At 68.8% G+C, this 16,718-nt stretch carries 11 protein-coding genes, 1 tRNA gene and 1 pseudogene; 9 read left to right on the forward strand and 4 right to left on the reverse strand.

Features of this window, described 5'->3' with window-relative positions:
• The 4 genes and pseudogenes from ACFQ4G_RS15930 to ACFQ4G_RS15945 all read left to right on the forward strand — a co-directional run.
• Positions 1 to 2,200 (forward strand): SbcC/MukB-like Walker B domain-containing protein (locus ACFQ4G_RS15930; protein ID WP_379040574.1); only part of this gene is annotated, 2,200 nt, incomplete at its 5' end.
• A gap of 5 nt (positions 2,201 to 2,205) precedes the next feature.
• On the forward strand, positions 2,206 to 2,337 hold the full coding sequence (locus ACFQ4G_RS15935) for a hypothetical protein (RefSeq protein WP_379040576.1): 132 nt from the start codon (positions 2,206 to 2,208) through the stop codon (positions 2,335 to 2,337).
• Positions 2,338 to 2,582: 245 nt separating this feature from the next.
• Positions 2,583 to 7,424 carry an NAD-glutamate dehydrogenase gene (locus ACFQ4G_RS15940; protein WP_238207130.1) on the forward strand — a complete coding sequence of 1,614 codons (4,842 nt, stop codon included), beginning with the start codon at positions 2,583 to 2,585 and terminating at the stop codon, positions 7,422 to 7,424.
• A 232-nt stretch (positions 7,425 to 7,656) separates the two neighbouring features.
• Positions 7,657 to 8,092: pseudogene (locus tag ACFQ4G_RS15945) on the forward strand (IS5/IS1182 family transposase); the annotation flags it as partial.
• A gap of 163 nt (positions 8,093 to 8,255) precedes the next feature.
• On the opposite strand, the gene ACFQ4G_RS15950 reads toward ACFQ4G_RS15945, so the two are convergent.
• Positions 8,256 to 8,330 (reverse strand) — tRNA-Thr (locus ACFQ4G_RS15950).
• A gap of 357 nt (positions 8,331 to 8,687) precedes the next feature.
• Here ACFQ4G_RS15950 and ACFQ4G_RS15955 point away from each other — a divergent pair.
• Both ACFQ4G_RS15955 and ACFQ4G_RS15960 read left to right on the forward strand, forming a co-directional pair.
• Entirely contained in the window at positions 8,688 to 9,584 is an 897-nt protein-coding gene (locus tag ACFQ4G_RS15955) for a GGDEF domain-containing response regulator (RefSeq protein ID WP_238207133.1), read from the forward strand.
• 257 nt (positions 9,585 to 9,841) lie between these two features.
• The gene (locus tag ACFQ4G_RS15960) at positions 9,842 to 10,525 is read left to right on the forward strand and encodes a response regulator transcription factor (protein WP_238207135.1); all 684 of its coding nucleotides are present in this window, start codon (positions 9,842 to 9,844) and stop codon (positions 10,523 to 10,525) included.
• A 39-nt stretch (positions 10,526 to 10,564) separates the two neighbouring features.
• On the opposite strand, the gene ACFQ4G_RS15965 is transcribed toward ACFQ4G_RS15960, so the two are convergent.
• Positions 10,565 to 11,980, reverse strand: a complete 1,416-nt coding sequence (locus ACFQ4G_RS15965) for a cytochrome ubiquinol oxidase subunit I (RefSeq protein WP_238207137.1) — start codon at positions 11,978 to 11,980, stop codon at positions 10,565 to 10,567.
• 387 nt (positions 11,981 to 12,367) lie between these two features.
• On the opposite strand from ACFQ4G_RS15965, the gene ACFQ4G_RS15970 reads away from it, so the two are divergent.
• Positions 12,368 to 13,126 (forward strand): FkbM family methyltransferase, encoded by a 759-nt coding sequence (locus tag ACFQ4G_RS15970; RefSeq protein ID WP_238207139.1) that lies wholly within the window; start codon positions 12,368 to 12,370, stop codon positions 13,124 to 13,126.
• A gap of 40 nt (positions 13,127 to 13,166) precedes the next feature.
• Here ACFQ4G_RS15970 and ACFQ4G_RS15975 read toward each other — a convergent pair whose 3' ends face one another.
• Complete coding sequence (locus ACFQ4G_RS15975; RefSeq protein WP_238207141.1) at positions 13,167 to 14,366, reverse strand: DNA topoisomerase IB; 1,200 nt, start codon at positions 14,364 to 14,366, stop codon at positions 13,167 to 13,169.
• Between the two features lie 148 nt (positions 14,367 to 14,514).
• Between ACFQ4G_RS15975 and ACFQ4G_RS15980 the strand changes: the two genes are divergently transcribed.
• Together ACFQ4G_RS15980 and ACFQ4G_RS15985 are read left to right on the forward strand one after the other, a co-directional pair.
• Positions 14,515 to 15,672: a glycosyltransferase family 4 protein gene (locus tag ACFQ4G_RS15980; RefSeq protein WP_238207143.1), complete on the forward strand. Its 1,158-nt coding sequence runs from the start codon at positions 14,515 to 14,517 to the stop codon at positions 15,670 to 15,672.
• Positions 15,669 to 16,337 carry a class I SAM-dependent methyltransferase gene (locus ACFQ4G_RS15985; protein ID WP_238207145.1) on the forward strand — a complete coding sequence of 223 codons (669 nt, stop codon included), beginning with the start codon at positions 15,669 to 15,671 and terminating at the stop codon, positions 16,335 to 16,337. The genes ACFQ4G_RS15980 and ACFQ4G_RS15985 overlap by 4 nt, the downstream gene beginning before the upstream one ends.
• Positions 16,338 to 16,394: 57 nt before the next feature.
• Here the strand turns inward: ACFQ4G_RS15985 and ACFQ4G_RS15990 are convergent, their stop codons facing one another.
• A complete protein-coding gene (locus ACFQ4G_RS15990; protein WP_238207147.1) occupies positions 16,395 to 16,655 on the reverse strand; it encodes a PsiF family protein in 261 nt (86 codons plus the stop codon).
• Positions 16,656 to 16,718 lie beyond the last annotated feature (63 nt).

The following is a 16,718-nucleotide window of genomic DNA, read 5'->3' on the forward strand; positions in this document are numbered from 1 at the left end:
CGGCCGTCGCGCCGCTCATCTGGCCCGGCTGGTCGACGGCCTCCGCGAGGCCGCCCCCCTCGCGCGCTCCCATTCGGATGCCTCCCGCACGCTGGCTCGGGCGGTGGCCGATGCGGAGGCGGCACGGCGCGCCGGCGAAGCGGCACGGCGTGCCGGGGACGAAGCGTCCCTGCAGGAGGCGAGAGCGTCCGACCTTCGCCGCTCCGTCGCTCCCCTGGCGGATCTCGCCGAGGAGGCCCTGTCGCAGCAGGCGGCCCGGTGGCGCAGCCTGCTGGTGGACGGGGAGCCATGCCCGGTCTGCGGCGCCCTCGACCATCCTCATGTCCACGGACAGGACGGGCTCGCGACGGTGGCCGCCGCCCTCAAGGCGCAGCGCGCCGAGCACGAGGCCGTCATCGCCGCCGCCCGCCCGGCGATCACCCAATCCGCCGCCGCCCAGGCCGCCGCGGGCGCCCGGCTGCAGGATTCCGAGCGCGTTGCCGCCGACGCGCGGGAGACCATGGAAGCGACCGCTACGGCCTATGCCGCCGCTTGCCCATCCCTTCGGGCCGCCCACGCGGAAGCCGGACTCGACGGGTTCGTACCTGAGGGCCTCGACGCCGAAGCCGGCGCCGCTATCGCCGCCGTCGTCGAGGCCGCGAAGGCGGCCCGCGCGCCCCTCCTCCTCGTCCTCGACGGCGCACAGCTCCTGCGCGAGGAGATCGACGGTCTGACCGTCGAGGTCGAGGCCGCCGGCAGGGAGATCGAGGCGGCCGAACTGTCCTGCGCCGCCGGGCGTGAAGCCCTGCGCGTGGCCGACCTCGCCGCCACGGCCGAGACGATGCGTGCCGCCGGGCTCGCGGAGCGCATCGAATCCCTTGGCCGAGAGATCGCGCCCTATCTCGCGGCGGCGGGCCTGTCTCCGGACGATCTCGACCGGGATGCCAAAGCCGCCACAAAGCTGGTGGGCCGCATCGCCGCCGATCATCGTGCCCTCGCTGCGCACCGCACCAGCCTCGACCGGGAGGTCCAGGCCCTCTCGACCCGCCGCGCCGGCGCGGTCGAGGCCGCCGGCTATGCCCGGACGCTCGCCGAAAGGGCCAAGCAGGAAGCGCAGGTCCGCACCGACGGCCTCGCGGCGCTTCGCGCCGAGCGCGCGCCCCTCCTCGGCGGCGAGGAGACCGGCGCGCACCGGACCCGGATCAACGCGGCGAGGCGGGACGCCCGCGATGCGCTCAAGCGCGCCGAGGACGAGCGTGCGGCCGCCCAGGCCGCCCTGGCCTCGGCGACCACCGCCGCCGATCATGCCCTAGCCGGCCGCGATGCCCTGCGGCAGCGGCGCGAAGAGGCCGACGCGGCATTCGCGGCGGCCTGTCTCCCCCGCACCGTCGAGGTGGTGCGCGAGCTGCTCGCCCTGTCGCCCGAGATCCGCTCCGCCCTGCGTGGAGCGGTCGAGGGCCGTGCCATGGAGGCGCAGGAGGCCGGGATCGCGCTGTCGACCCGGCAGGCGGATCTCGCCCTCCTGCTCGATGCGCCCGAGATCGACGGCCCGGCCACCGAGGCGGAGGCCGCATCGCTCTCCGAGACGATGGCGGCGCATCAGCAGGGACTCGGCGCTCTGGCCGCGGATCTCGCCCGCGACGACGCGGCCCGCGACCGGGCGGCAGGCCTGGACGAGAAGATCGCGGAGGCGCGGGCGGAATTCGCCACCTGGGAGGCCGTGAACGACGCGGTGGGCTCGGCCGATGGCGGAAAGTTCCGCCGCTTCGCCCAGGGGGTCACGCTTGAGCATCTCGTACGGCTCGCCAACGAGCACCTGCTCGCGCTGAGCCCGCGCTACCGGCTGGTGCGCGGCGAGGCGGCGACCCTTGCCCTCCACGTGCTCGACCGGGACATGGGCGAGGAGGTCCGCGCCACCCGCAGCCTGTCGGGCGGCGAACGCTTCCTCGTCTCCCTCGCTTTGGCGCTCGCCCTGTCCGGCCTCGAAGGCCGTGAATCCTTCGTGGACACGCTGTTCATCGACGAGGGCTTCGGCTCCCTCGACGCGGAGACCCTCGACCTCGCCGTGGATGCACTGGAGACGCTGCAGGGCCGGGGCCGCAAGGTCGGCGTCATCACCCATGTGGCGGCGATGATCGAGCGCATCGCCGTTCAGGTGCGGGTGGAGAAGCGCGGCAACGGCCGCAGCGTCGTGCGGGTCGTGGAAGCGGGGATGGGATGAGGGTTGTGAAGACGGCAATCGGTGCCGACACGCTGATCACTTTCTTCGGCGATCAGGACCCGAGCCACATGATCATCCTGCACAACGTGAGCACCGCGTCGTTGAACGACGGAAACTTCCTGTTCGCACCGGTGTGATCAGCCCGTCGCGGGAGGGAATGCGGATGGCGGGCCGAAAATCGGCCCGTCGAGGGCGCGGGCCGGTTCGTTGGGGCCCGCCCGGATTGTAAGGAACTTCTCGAAGAACTCTCGCCGGGTCGGTTGATCGTGACGGCGTTTCCGGCAAGGGTCGCGCCCGGTCCGCACGGCGTTTCCCTCGATCCGCAAGGCCTGCCATGGCCGGGATCGGCGGCCGGGGAACGGTTCGGCCGAGGAGACGCGCCATGACTCTGGATGCGGCAACGGCCCTGTCATCCGCCGAGGGCAAGGCAACCCGGATCGACCTGATCGAGAGCGCAGCCGCGCTGGTGGAGGGTCAGAACGAGCCCGGCGGGTTCGTGCAGGACCTTCTGGGGCGGGTGCCGCCGGAGGATCTGGCGCTCTATGCCCCGCAGGCGCTGGGGTCCCTGGCGATCGACGCGCGACGTCACCTCGCGGCCCCGCGCCGACAGGGCGATCCGGCGGCTCTCCGGCTTCACGACGTCACCGTCGAGCGCGGCGGCCGCGCCCGGGACCTGACCATCGTCGAGGTCATCAACGACAACCGGCCGTTCCTGCTCGATTCGACGCTCGCCGAATTGAACAGGCAGGGCCTGACGCCTCTCCTCGTGGCCCATCCCATCCTCGGGGTGGAGCGCGATGCCTCCGGAGTCCTGATCCGCGTCGTCGGCGAGACCACGGCAGATGCCCATGGCGACCTGCGCCGGGAGAGCTTCCTCCACCTCCATCTCGACCGCCTCGACGAGGGCGAGGCCCGGGCGCGCCTGGAGGCCGACCTGAGGCAGGTCTTCTCCGACGTGATCCAGGCGACCGATGACCAGGCCGCCATGCTCGCGCTGATCGACGGGCTCGTCGCGGATTATCGCGGCACCGATGCACCGCTGGCCCGGGACGAGATCGACGAGGCGGCGGCGTTCCTCGCCTGGCTGCGCGACGGGCATTTCACGCCGCTGGGCATGCGCGCCCATGGGCTCGACGGACACCAGCACGAGAGCCTCGGCCGCACCGCTCTGGGGCTCCTGCGCGATCCAGCGGTCGAGGTCCTGCGCCTCGGTCGCAGCTTCGTCGACATGACGCCGGAGATCGCCGCCTTCCTCGAGGGCCCGCATGCGCTGATCGTGACCAAGGCCAGCGCCCGCTCGCGGGTGCATCGTGCGGTCCATCTCGACTATATCGAGGTCAAGCTGTTCTCAGCGGGGGGCGAGCTCTCGGGGGAATTGCGCATCGTCGGCCTGTTCGCCGCGAGCGCCTACGGCACCCCGGCCCGCGAGGTGCCCTATCTGCGACGCAAGGTGGCGGAGGTCACGGCCAAGGCCGATCTCGATCCTACCAGCCATGCCGGGCGCACCCTCATCGACGTGCTCGAAACCTATCCTCGCGACGACCTCTTCCAGATCGACGCGGACCGCCTGTACCGTTTCGCCCTGGCGATCATGAATCTCGCCGACCGGCCGCGGGTACGGGTGCTGTCGCGCCCCGATCGGTTCGGCCGCTTCGTCTCTCTCCTCGTCTACGTGCCGAAGGACCGCTACGACACCACCGTGCGGGGACGCATCGGCGCCTATCTCGCCGAGGAATATGGCGGCCGGCTCTCGGCGGCCTATCCGGATTTCCCGGAGGGTCCGCTGGCCCGGACGCATTTCATCATCGGCCTGTTGGAGAAATCCACGCGCGAACGTGATCCTGCGGCCCTGGAAGCCGGCATCATGGGCATCGTGCAGACCTGGGGCGACGGCCTGAAGGAGGCCCTCACCGAAGCCATGCCGGGCCACAGCGCCCGCATCCTGGCGAGCCGCTATGCGGAGGCCTTCTCCGTCAGCTACCGCGAGAGCTTCACGCCGGCGGTGGCGGTCTCCGACATCGCGATCCTGGAACGTCTGAGCGAGGCGGCGCCGCGCGCCGCCGATCTCGGCCGCCGCGACACCGATCCCGACACGCAGGTGCGGCTCAAGGTGTTCTCGCGGGGAGGTTCGCTGCCGCTCTCGGAACGCGTGCCGGGCCTCGAGAATCTCGGCTTCCGGGTCATCAACGAGCGGACCTACCGCATCCTGACCCCCGAGGCCGAGGCCGGCATCTGGCTGCACGACATGCTGCTGGAGCGCGCCGGCGGCGGGCCGATCGATCTTGCCCGGGTCGAGAGGCCCCTGGAGGCGGCGCTGCTGGCCCTGTCCGACCGACGGGCGGAATCCGACGGCTACAACCGGCTGGTGATGGAAGCGGGGCTGGATTGGCGCGATGCCGCCCTGATGCGCGCCCTCGGCCGCTACCTACGCCAGCTCCGCATCCGCTACGGCCAGGATTATCTCGCCGCGACGCTGAGCCGGCACGGCGCCTTGACCGCCCGGATCGTCGCCCTGTTCCATGCCCGCTTCGATCCCGGCCTGCAGGGCGACCGCACGGCGGCGCAGGACGAGATCCGCGCCGGGATCGAGGCCGCGCTCGCCGACGTCACCAGCCTCGACGACGACCGCATCCTGCGCCGCTTCGTCAATCTGGTGGAGGCGGCGATCCGCACCAACGTCTTCCAGACCGGGCCGGACGGACGGCCGCGGGAGACGATCTCGTTCAAGTTCGCCTGCGCCAAGGTCGCGGCCATGCCGTTGCCGCGCCCCTTCTTCGAGATCTTCGTCTATTCTCCCCGCGTCGAGGGCGTGCATCTGCGCTTCGGCTACGTCGCCCGCGGCGGCCTGCGCTGGTCGGACCGGCCGGAAGATTTCCGCACCGAGATCCTGGGGCTGGTGAAGGCCCAGCAGGTGAAGAACGCCGTGATCGTGCCGGTGGGCGCCAAGGGCGGCTTCTTCCCCAAGCGCCTGCCGCCGGCCTCGGACCGCGCCGCCTGGCTCGCCGAGGGCACCGAGAGCTACAGGATCTTCATCCGCACGCTGCTGGAACTCACCGACAACATCGTCGGCGAGGGCATCGTGCCGCCCGCCGATACCGTCCGCCACGATTCCGACGACGCCTATCTCGTGGTCGCCGCCGACAAGGGCACCGCCACCTTCTCCGACATCGCCAACGGCCTGTCGCAGGAGCGCGGCCACTGGCTCGGCGACGCCTTCGCCTCGGGCGGCAGCCAGGGTTACGACCACAAGGCCATGGGCATCACCGCCCGCGGCGCCTGGGAGGCGGTCAAGCGCCATTTTCGCGAGATCGACGTGGACACCCAGACCGATCCGGTCCGCGTGGTCGGCGTCGGCGACATGTCCGGCGACGTCTTCGGCAACGGCATGCTGCTCTCGCGGAGCCTGCGGCTGATCGCGGCCTTCGACCACCGCGACATCTTCCTCGATCCCGATCCCGACGCCGCGGCGAGCTTCGCCGAGCGCCGCCGCCTGTTCGATCTCGGGCGCTCCTCCTGGGCCGATTACGACCGCGCGCTGATCTCGCGCGGGGGCGGCGTCTTCCCGCGCAGCCTGAAGACCGTCCCGCTCTCGCCCGAGATCCAGGCGGCCCTGGGCATCGACCGGAGCGAGGCGTCGCCTGCGGAGGTGATGCAGGCGATCCTGAAGGCGCCGGTGGATCTCCTCTGGTTCGGCGGCATCGGCACCTACATCCGCGCCGCCAGCGAGACCGACGAGGAGGCGGGCGACCGCGCCAACGACGCCGTGCGCATCACCGGGGCGATGCTGCGCGCCAAGGTGATCGGGGAAGGCGCCAATCTCGGCCTGACCCAGCGCGGGCGCATCGAGGCCGCGCGCGCCGGCATCCGCCTGAATACCGACGCCATCGACAATTCGGCGGGCGTCAACACCTCCGACGTGGAGGTGAACATCAAGATCGCCCTGATGACGCCGGAGCGCGACGGGCGCCTCGATCCGGAAGCGCGCAACGCGCTCCTCGTGACGATGACCGACGATGTCGCCGCCCTGGTTCTGCGCAACAACCAGCTCCAGACCCTCGCCCTGTCGCTGGCCCTGCGTCGCGGCGCCGGCGAGACGGGCTTCGCCATGCGGGTGATGCAGGCGCTGGAGGCGGAAGGGCGCCTCGACCGCGGCGTCGAGCTCCTGCCCGACGACGCGGCGCTCGGCGACCGCCTGCGTCGCGGCGAGGGTCTGACCCGGCCGGAATATGCGGTGCTGCTGGCCTACGCCAAGCTCTCGCTCTACGATTCCCTCCTCGCGAGCCCCGTGCCCGACGATCCGTATTTCGACCGGGAATTGCAGCGCTACTTCCCGCCGGCGCTCAAGCGGCAGTTCCCCGACGCGGTGAAGGGCCACCGCCTGCGCCGGGAGATCATTGCCACCGCCCTCTCGAACATCATCGTCAACCGGGGCGGTCCGACCCTCGTCACCCGGCTCATCGACGAGACCGGGGCCGATGCGGCGGCCATCGCCAAGGCCTATGCCATCACCCGCGACGCCTACGGGCTGCTCGAACTCAACCTCGCCATCGACGGGCTCGACGGGACCATCCCGGGCCAGGAACAGCTCGGGCTCTATGCCGAGGTGCAGGACCTGCTCTCGAACCGCATCGTCTGGTTCATCCGCAATCTCGATCTCTCGGGAGGGATCTCGCCGATCGTCGCCCGCTACCGGGAGGGGGTGAGCGCGGTGCTGGAAGCGCTGCCTAAGGTGCTCGACGACGAGGCCATGGCGGCGATCGAGGCGCGCAGGGCCGATCTCACCGGCCGGGGCATGGCGGATGAGCCCGCGCGCCGGCTCGCCAGCCTGAAGGCGCTGCTCTCGGCGCCCGACATCGTTCGCGTCGCCGAGACCGACGGCCATTCGCTGCCGGAGATCGCGGCGACGCACTTCGCCCTGGAACAGGCCTTCCGCCTCGACGACCTCACCGCCGCCGCCCGCAAGGTGCCCATCGCCGACACGTTCGATCACGTCGCCCTGGAACGGGCGGTCGCCGGCATGTCGACGGCTCATCGCAGCCTCACCGCCGAAGTGGTGGGAGATGTCGGCGCGGGGGCGGAGGCCGTGGCGGCCTGGAGCGAGGCGAAGGGCCCCGCGCTCAAGCGCATCCGCGGCGCGGTGGAAGCCATCGCCTCTTCCGGCCTCACGGTCTCGAAGGCGGTGGTCGCGGCGAGCCTCCTCGCCGATCTGGCCCGGCGCCCGTAACGCGGGACGGTCTCCCGGCCATAACGGCCGGAAGACGCGAAACCTCACGGGATCGGCCTTCCAAAGACCATCGTCCGATTTCGCAGGCGACCGGAACGCGCCGCTCGAACGAAGCTGGGAGCAGTAGGAACATGTCTTCGAAGAGGGAGACAAAAGAGCGCCTCGCAGAACGGGCACGGATGGCATGGGTGAGCGTTGGTCCTTTTACAGCTCGCTTCCTTCTCCCTGATGATCTCTGGACCGAGATCGCCCCGCTTCTGCCACCGGCCCGAACCCGACGGATCGGGATCACCGGCACGACAGCGTGATGAGGGCAGCAATCCTCGATGCCATACAGCCTTTGCGGAGCGGTCGGAGGGGACGATCTTGACGCCGGCCGGACGGGCTGCACGCCGACACAGCCTATGAAGTCCGACAGCGTCGACACGATTGCCGGGCGCAGGGGATCGTGCCCCGCATCGCACGTAAAGGCATCGAGAGCGGCGAGAAACTCGGCCGCCGCACTGGGTCGCGGAGCGCAGCCACGCCTGGTTCAACCGCTTCCGCCGCCTGCCAGTCCGCACGAGCGCCGCGCCGAACCGTAAGGAACGCTCAGCGACATCGACGAGGCCTTCACTGGCGTTTCAGTGAGCCTCATCGCTCGCAACCACTGCAGACGGTTCGGCTAGGCGCTTTAAGCGTGCGGTCGATCCGTGCAAGCCACCAGTTTGGGTCACTCATGGGGCGTAGGATGCGCTCGACCGAATAAAATTCTGGCGCGGCCGGCACTTATGGGACGCTGAGTAGAATTTCAGCGACGATCGTGGGGCCTCATGTAACGCCCAACGGGAATGGTGCCGGATGAGGGGATTGAACCCCCGACCTTCGGTTTACAAAACCGCTGCTCTACCGCTGAGCTAATCCGGCATTCCGACACCGGTCCCGGTGCCCGTTCGATCCTCGCCCGAACCCTACGCTCTTCCGGCGGGTGATCGGCGGGCTTCACGCCTCGAGGCGATCCGATCGCAGGGTAAGCTGCGCCGGATCGATCCGTTAGCTACCAGCCGGGCGCAAGGCATTCAACCGCCGATGACGCGGGCCCGACGATCGAGCCGGACGTGCGCGGGCAGGACATCCCGCGGACAGACGTCCGCGCGGGGGCGATGTGCCTCTCCCGATGCTGTCGGCGGGACGAAATGTGGGCTGTCGGTCTTGGCAACAAATTAATCTGTCGCCGGCATTCTCGATGATGAACCGGCGAATCTGGGACGGGTGGGAAACGGCATGCATATCGTCATCGTCGATACGAGCCGCGTCGTCCTGAAGGTCGTCGCCGGGCTGCTCGAACCGCAGGGCCATACGGTCGACGTCTTCACCGATTCGCAGGTCGCTCTCGATTTCGTCACCTACACCCCCACCGTGCGCGTGATGATCACGAGCCTGGAAGTGCGCCCCTTGAGCGGCCTCGAACTGTGCTGGTCGGCGCGGCTGATCGCCGAGACCAACCGGCCGCTCTACGTGATCACCATGTCCTCGGCCCGCAATTCCCGGAATCTCGCCGAGGCCCTCGACAGCGGCGCCGACGATTTCATCGAGAAGCCGCCCGGCGCCGAGGAACTCCATGCCCGCATGCGCGCGGCCGACCGGCTGACGACCATGCAGAGCGAACTGATCCGCCTCGCGGAAACAGATCCTCTCACCGGCCTCCTCAACCGCCGCGCCTTCCTGCAGCGCGTGCGGGACGCGTCCGACCGCGTCGGCAAGCACGGCGCCATGTCGGCGATCCTGGTAGATATCGACCATTTCAAGCGCATCAACGACGAATACGGTCACGATGTCGGCGACACGGCGATCCAGAGCGTCAGCAGGGTCATTGCCGACGAGGGGATCGTGGGTCGGCTCGGCGGCGAGGAGTTCGGCATCGTGCTGCCGTACCGGTCGATGGCCGATGCCGAGGCCCTCGCGTCGCGGCTGCGCCTCCTCGTCGAGGCCATGCGCATCCGCGGCGCGCGCACGCCGATCCGGCTGACCTGCAGCTTCGGCGTCAGCGAATGGACCGAGAGCGACACGATCGAAGCCATGATCAAACGGGCCGACATCGCCCTCTACGAGGCCAAGACCACGGGCCGCAACCGGGTGATCTCCGCCGCCTCCGACCTCCTCCTCGCCCGCGCCGGCTGAATCCGGGCGCGATCCCGTTTCGGACCGTCGGCAGGGCCGCGATGTTTCTCCGCGAGACAGTCCCGCGCAGCATCCGGATCGGAACCACCTGTCTTAACCAATCTTGCGGGCTTTCACGGCAGATTTTTACAGGATTCTCTTGAGTCTCGGCGGATTCCTATAGCATTCTTGATTAACGAGATCATGGAACAGGATTTGATCTGCTCTTGACCAGCCTGGTCGCGACGTTTCGCGATGGGACAGAAGGGGGAGCGGCAATGAACCAAGCCGTTGGGGTCTTGATCGTCGACGAGCCAGTCGGGCTCGGGCCTGTACTGCGTGCATTCCTGGAGCATGAACCGAGCCTCCACACGGTGGGCGAGGCTGACCTGCCGCTCGGCGGTCCGGGCACCGAGACCGTCGTCGCCCTGGTCTTCCTGCCCGAAGGCATGGCCGAGGGCGGGATCGCACAGATCACCGCGCTCAAGCGCCATCCGCGTCTGCGCGTGCTCGCCGCCTTCCAGAGCCTGGGCGCCGAGGCCCTGCGCGCTCTCCTGGTGGCGGGTGTCGATGCCGTGATCGCGCAATCCGCCACCCCGCGTGAGATCAGTGCCACGATCGTCGCCCTGGCCCATTCCGCCGCTGCGGATAGGGAGACGTCCGGCGTCGCGGAGGCCGGCGAGGGGCTTACGCCGCGCGAGGCGGAGATCCTGCGCTTCCTCAGCGCCGGGTTCAGCAACAAGGAAGTGGCCCGCCGCCTCAGCCTCAGCGTCCGCACCGTGGAGACGCACCGGCTCAACCTGCGCCGCAAGACCCAGACGGGACGCCTGAAGGACCTCGTCTGTCTCGCCCGGCAACTGGGCCTGGCCCCCGTGGTCGATAGCGAGGCGCCGCGCCGCAGCGGCGGGGAGACCAGCCTCCACGGCCGTGGGCCGACCATGGAAGCGATGGCGCGCCATTGACGGGGCGCGGCGGGCCGGCGCGCGCGGGATGATCCGGCCTCAGGCCGGGTTTCCCTCCAGGGTTTCGGTGACGGCCGAGAGCGGTCGTTTGGGCTTGCGATGGGTGTCCTCCCCGCGCAGGGCCTCTTCGAGGGGCTCGGGGCCTTTTCGCAGCAGCTTGGCGAGGTAGTAGCTGCCAAAGCCGAAGATGATCGCGTAGGTGACGAGGAAGCCGATCAGCGAGGCTGTCACCGCGTTGACGGTGAGGGGCGAATGCGCATCCGCCGTGCGCATGTAGCCGTAGACGATGTAGGGCTGGCGCCCGATCTCGGCGGTGAACCAGCCGAACAGGACGGCGCCGAAGCCCGAGGGCGTCATCAGCATCGCCGCGTTCAGGAACCACCGGTTCGAGTAGAGGGTGCCCTTCCAGCGCAGGTAGAGGCTCCACAGGCTCAGGCCCAGCATCGCCATGCCGATCGCGACCATGATGCGGAACGAGTAGAAGACCGGCCAGACCGGCGGCCTCTGGTCCGGCGGCACGTCCTTCAGACCCGGCACCACGCCCGAGAAATCGTGGGTGAGGATGAAGCTGCCGAGCCTCGGGATGCCGATCTCGAAATCGTTCTTCTCCTCCTTCATGTTGGGGATCGCGAACAGCAGCAGCGGCATGTCGGCCTGCCGGTCCCAATTGGCTTCGATCGCCGCGAGCTTGGTCGGCTGCAGCTTCAGCACCGCGAGGCCGTGCGCATCGCCGATGAAGATCTGGATCGGCGTGCAGATCACCGCGAACCACAGGGCCATGGAGAGCGAGATCCTGGCGCCCGCGACCTTCTCGGCCGGCTCCTTGCGGGCGCGCAGGATCATCCAGGCCGACATGCCCGCCACCGCGAAGGCCGTGGTGAGGAAGCAGCCGAGCACCATGTGGGCGTAGCGGATCGGGAAGGACGGGTTGAAGATCACCTGCCACCAATCGGTGGCGATCGCCCGCCCGTTCTCGACCACGAAGCCGGCCGGAGTCTGCATCCAGGAATTGGCCGAGAGGATCCAGAACGCCGAGATCAGGGTGCCGAGCGCCACCATGCAGGTGGAGACGAAATGCAGCCGGTCGCCGACCCGCTCCCAGCCGAACAGCATGATCCCGAGGAAGCCCGCCTCCAGGAAGAAGGCGGTGATGACCTCGTACTGGATCAGGGGCCCGAGCACGTTGCCGGTGAAATCGGAATAGCGCGACCAGTTGGTGCCGAGCTGGTAGCTCATCACGATGCCGGACACGACGCCGAGGCCGAACGAGACCGCGAACACCTTCACCCAGAACCGGTAGAGGTTCCGGTACATCGGGTTGCCGGTCCACAGCCACTGGCCTTCGAGCCGCGCGAGGAAGCTCGCCAGTCCGATGGTGAAGGCCGGGAAGATGATGTGGAAGGCCATGGTGAAGCCGAACTGGATACGCGAGAGCGTGAGCGCGTCGACGTCCATGGCGATGTTCCCGAAAGGCGGCTCGTTCGCGATCGAGCCTGGAATTGATCCAGCCTAGAACACGTCTCGCCTCATCCCAAGCGCCGCGTCGCCGCAAGACCGGCAACATCAGCGACCGGTCGATCGCCTTGCCGCCGCGTGGCGCTCCCAAGGGCGGGCTCTCCCGGCTTCGTCGCGCCCGTCGCATTCCGGCCTGCGGAGCAGGTCTCACCACGCGATTCCACGGCATAGCGGACCGGGGAGATGCAGCCCGCGAATTAATCATCGGCTCACTCAGTATCCAGTACGTCTTTGCAGTCGAACGCCATTGATGCATTGTCCATTAGAGCGGTTCCATCAATGAAAGTTGATCGGCGAGACTCGGAGGGTGCGATGATCAGATCCATCATGTCACGCAAGCTTACCGGCCGGCAGAAATCCACCCTTCGTCATTTCGCCCATCGGATCGGCAAGTATAAACCGCGCGAGATCGAGCGGATGATCGACAGCATCATCGTCAACGATGGTGCGAAGACGTTTCTCCAGATCGGGGCCAATGACGGTTATTATTCCGACCCGCTCAATCTCGCGATCTTCTCGCACAGGATCGAAGGCACATTCGTCGAACCGCAGACCAATTATCACCGGGCCTTGCGCAACACCTATGCCGGTTTCGGCGGGATGACCTTCCTCCGATGCGCTATCGCGCGGCAGGCCGGAACTATGACCATGTATACGCTGGATTGCAGCAGCGGTCGGCTTCCGGGATGGGCCTGCGGCGTCGGAACCCTATCCCGCGAGCAGATCCTGAAATCGGGCGACCAGATTCCGAACATCGATGCCTACATCCGCTCGGACGAGGTCAATTGCATCACCGTGGACGAGCTTCTCGCCCGTTCGACGACCGACGATCCCGATATCATCGCCGTCGATGCGGAGGGGTTCGACTACGATATCCTCTCACAGTTCGATTTCGCCAAATTGTCGGCCAAGCTCGTGGTCTACGAGAGCGACAGCATGAAGCCGAGCGATGCCGCCTCCCTCGGGCGTGTCCTGACCGATGCGGGATTCGCGCTGATCGAGACCGGTCAGGATACGATTGCCCTGCGCCGGGACACGCATACCTTCCGCGCGTCCAACGCCGGCAAGGTAGCCATCGCCGCCTGACGCGGCGAGCCCGACCGGGAGGCGGCGCGCAGGCCCCGGTCTACGCCGCCGCCAGGGCCTCAGACTTCGCCGATCGGGAGCGTGGCTTGCGCGCCGCCGCCTTCCCGGCCGCCTTGGCTTTCGTCTCGGTCGAAATTTTGCGCTTGGTCGCAACCCGACCCTTCGCCTGTTCGAGACGGGCCCTCAGCAGCCCAAGGACCGCGGCCTCCTCGGGTTTCAGCCGGGCCATGTCCTCGCGCAGCTCGTCCTCCACCGCGTCCGTGACCTGGAGCAGCAATGCCCCCTCCAGGTAGCCGTCGAGGACCTCTGGGTGGATGTAGCACTTGCGGCAGATGGTCGGCGTGTTGCCGAGGCGCGAGGCCACGCTCTCGATGGCCGCACGTAGGTTCTTCTTGGCCTTGGCCTCGCTGTCGAACGCCTCGAATTCCTGGAGGGCGAGGGCCGCGAGCACGGTGCCGGCCCAGGTCCGGAAATCCTTGGCGGTGATGTCCCGGCCGGTGATCTCGCGCAGGTAGGCGTTGACGTCGGCCGAGGTGACGTCCCGCCGCTGGCCTTCGTCGTCGAGATACTGGAACAGCTCCTGCCCGGGCAGGTCCTGGCAGGACTTCACGATCCGGGCCACACGCCGGTCTTTCACCGACAGGTTCCACATCTTGCCGCTCTTGCCCTTGAACCGGAACGTCAGTTCGGCGCCCTCGACCGTCACGTGAGGGTCGCGCAGGGTGGTGAGCCCGTAGCTCTTGTTGGTGCGGGCATAATCGTCGTTGCCGACGCGGATGAGCGTCGCTTCCAGCAGGTGGACGACGGTGGCGAGCACCTTGTCGCGGGACAGGCCGCGCAGGCTCATGTCCTTGTCGACCCGTGCACGGATGCCGGGCAGTGCTTCGGCGAAGGCCATGATGTGCTCGAACTTCGTCGAGTCGCGAGCCTGCCGGAAATCGGGGTGGTAGCGGTACTGCTTGCGCCCTTTGGCGTCCCGTCCCGTGGCTTGGATGTGGCCGTTGGCGCGGGAGCAGATCCAGACGTCGGTATAGGCCGGCGGGATCGCCAGGGACCGGATGCGCCGGAGGACCTTGGGGTCGCGCACGGGCGCCCCCTTTGGATCGCGATAGGAGAACCCGGTGCCGCTCTTGCGGCGCGTCAGCCCCGGCCGATCGGCATCGACATAGGCGAGGCCCGCCTCGGCGGCGGCATCCCGCGGATCGGCGACGACACCGTCCTCATCGCGATCCACCGCCATCCTGCGCCTCCCTTCGGTTCTGGGAACGGTCAACCGGCCGGGCCCGGCGCACGTTCCGGCCCCACCCGGCGGCGCGATGTCTCGCCGCTTCCATTCCGCTCGACCCGTCCTGGTCCGCCTCGGGCAGCGGCGTGCTACAGCGCCGTCCATGGTCACGCTGTCCCCGCCCTCGCCCGCACCGACGAATCGGCTCGTCTTCGTCGTCACCGAGGATTGGTTCTTCGCCTCGCATTTCCTGCCGATGGCGCGGGCGGCCGTGGCCATGGGATTGTCCGTGGCGGTGGTGACCCGCGTGCGTGCGCATCGCGCGGTAATCGAGGCGACCGGCGCCCGGGTGGTCGAACTCGAAGCCGAGCGCTCCAGCCTCAACCCCATGGCGGCGGGCTATGCGGCGGGCCAGCTCGCGGCGATCCTGAAGGGGCTCAAGGCCGACATCGTCCATTGCATCGCGCTCCGCTCGATCCTCGTCGGCGGCACGGCGGCGGCGATGGCCGGCATCCCGGCCCGAATCTACGCCCTGACTGGGCTCGGCCTGATGGGCGCACGCAGCGACGTCACCGGGCGCATGGCCCGGCTCGGCCTGCGCCAGCTGATCCGCGGTCCCCTCGCCTCGAAGAAGACCCGCTTCCTGTTCGAGAACCCGGACGACGCACGGGCCCTCGGCCTCGACCCGGCCGATACGACGGTCACCATCGTCGGCGGGGCCGGAATCGATCCCGCCCTGTTTCCTTCGGCGACGCAGCCGCCCTCCCCTCCCCTGCGCATCGCCATCGTGGCACGGATGCTCTGGTCGAAGGGCATCGATACGGCGGTGGAGGCTCTGCGCCTGGCGCGCGCGCAGGGTACGGCCGTGGAACTTTCCCTCTACGGCGCGCCCGATGCGTCGAACCGGCGGGCGATCCCCGAGGAGACGCTGCGGGGGTGGAGCCGCGACGGCGTCGCCTGGCACGGCCCGACCCGCGACGTGACGCGCGTCTGGGCGGAGCACCATGTGGGATGCCTGCCCTCTCGAGGCGGCGAGGGCCTGCCGCGCACGCTGCTGGAGGCGGCCTCCTGCGGGCGCGCCATCCTCACCACCGACGTGCCCGGCTGCCGGACGTTGGTTCGTGACGGGATCGAGGGTTTGCTGGTCCCGGCCGACGATGCGCCGGCGCTCGCCGCCGCGATGGTCCGCCTCGCCGCCGACCCTCTCCTGACCGCGCGCATGGGCGGGGCCGCACGCCAGCGCATCGTCGAGGGCGGGTTCACCGAGGAGGCCGTGACCGAGGCGGTGGCCGGCATCTACGCGGAGTTGATCCGCGCGTGACGCAATCGGTCGATCCCCTTGCCTTCATCCGTGCCAATACTCGGCTGCTGCCCGTGCCCCACGCGCCGGAAATCGTGCTGCATGTCGCCGACGAGGCCACCGATCTCTGGCAGAAGACCGAGGATGAACTCGACGCGATCGGCCTGCCGCCGCCGTTCTGGGCCTTCGCCTGGGCCGGCGGACAGGCCCTGGCCCGCCACATCCTCGACCAGCCGGACTTTGTGGCCGGGCAGCGCGTCCTGGATTTCGCGTCCGGTTCCGGTCTGGTGGCGATCGCCGCGCTTCTCGCCGGCGCGACCCATGCGACGGCCAGCGACCTCGACGCTTTCGCCATCGCCGCCATCGGCCTCAATGCCGAGGCCAACGGCGTCGGCGGGCGGATCACGCCCGTCCTCGACGATCTCATCGGCTCGCGGCCGGCCGATCTCGGCGCCACGGTGATCCTCGTCGCCGACATCTTCTACGAACGGGACGTGGCGGCCCGCGTCACCGGCTGGCTGGCGGCCCTGCACGGGCAGGGCGCCACCATCCTCATCGGCGATCCCGGCCGCTCGTATCTGCCGCGGGACCGGCTCGACATCCTGGCGACCTACGAGGTCCCCGTGAGCCGCTCCCTGGAGGATGCGGAGATCAAGCGCAGCAGCGTCTGGCGCTTCCGAGACTGATGCCGCGTTCAGGCGCGTGATGGCGGAGCGAGCGCGTCACCCGCTCCGGCCCGTCGTTCAGCCGCGCATGCACGTCTTCAGGTAGGTGTGCATGTCGGGCTTGGCCGTCTTGGCCGCTTTCGCCTCATCGATACAGGCCTTGCGGGCGTCGACCTTGCAGGTCTTCATGAAGGTCTTGAGATCGTCGCCCTTCAATCCCTTCGCCACACCGTCCGTACGACAGCTGCCGAGCTTACCGGCCAGGGCCGCCGAGGCCGCTGTGGCCTGAACGCCGGCAAGTCCGCCGACGACCCCGAGGACGAACAGGAATCTTGTCATCGAACGCTTCACGATCGACCTCATTTCATTGGAAGACAGGCATGTCGAAGAGGATCGGCCGAC

This window comes from Methylobacterium marchantiae, from assembly GCF_042679825.1.
GTDB lineage: Bacteria > Pseudomonadota > Alphaproteobacteria > Rhizobiales > Beijerinckiaceae > Methylobacterium > Methylobacterium marchantiae.

Bases quoted from the DNA above. Each gene is read 5' to 3' on its own strand.
- ACFQ4G_RS15955 (WP_238207133.1), top strand. From the start codon at position 8,688: ATGCATATCGTCATCGTCGATACGAGCCGCGTCGTCCTGAAGGTCGTC.
- ACFQ4G_RS15940 (WP_238207130.1), top strand. From the start codon at position 2,583: ATGACTCTGGATGCGGCAACGGCCCTGTCATCCGCCGAGGGCAAGGCA.
- ACFQ4G_RS15960 (WP_238207135.1), top strand. From the start codon at position 9,842: ATGAACCAAGCCGTTGGGGTCTTGATCGTCGACGAGCCAGTCGGGCTC.
- ACFQ4G_RS15980 (WP_238207143.1), top strand. From the start codon at position 14,515: ATGGTCACGCTGTCCCCGCCCTCGCCCGCACCGACGAATCGGCTCGTC.
- ACFQ4G_RS15970 (WP_238207139.1), top strand. From the start codon at position 12,368: ATGTCACGCAAGCTTACCGGCCGGCAGAAATCCACCCTTCGTCATTTC.
- ACFQ4G_RS15990 (WP_238207147.1), bottom strand. From the start codon at position 16,655: ATGACAAGATTCCTGTTCGTCCTCGGGGTCGTCGGCGGACTTGCCGGC.
- ACFQ4G_RS15965 (WP_238207137.1), bottom strand. From the start codon at position 11,980: ATGGACGTCGACGCGCTCACGCTCTCGCGTATCCAGTTCGGCTTCACC.
- ACFQ4G_RS15975 (WP_238207141.1), bottom strand. From the start codon at position 14,366: ATGGCGGTGGATCGCGATGAGGACGGTGTCGTCGCCGATCCGCGGGAT.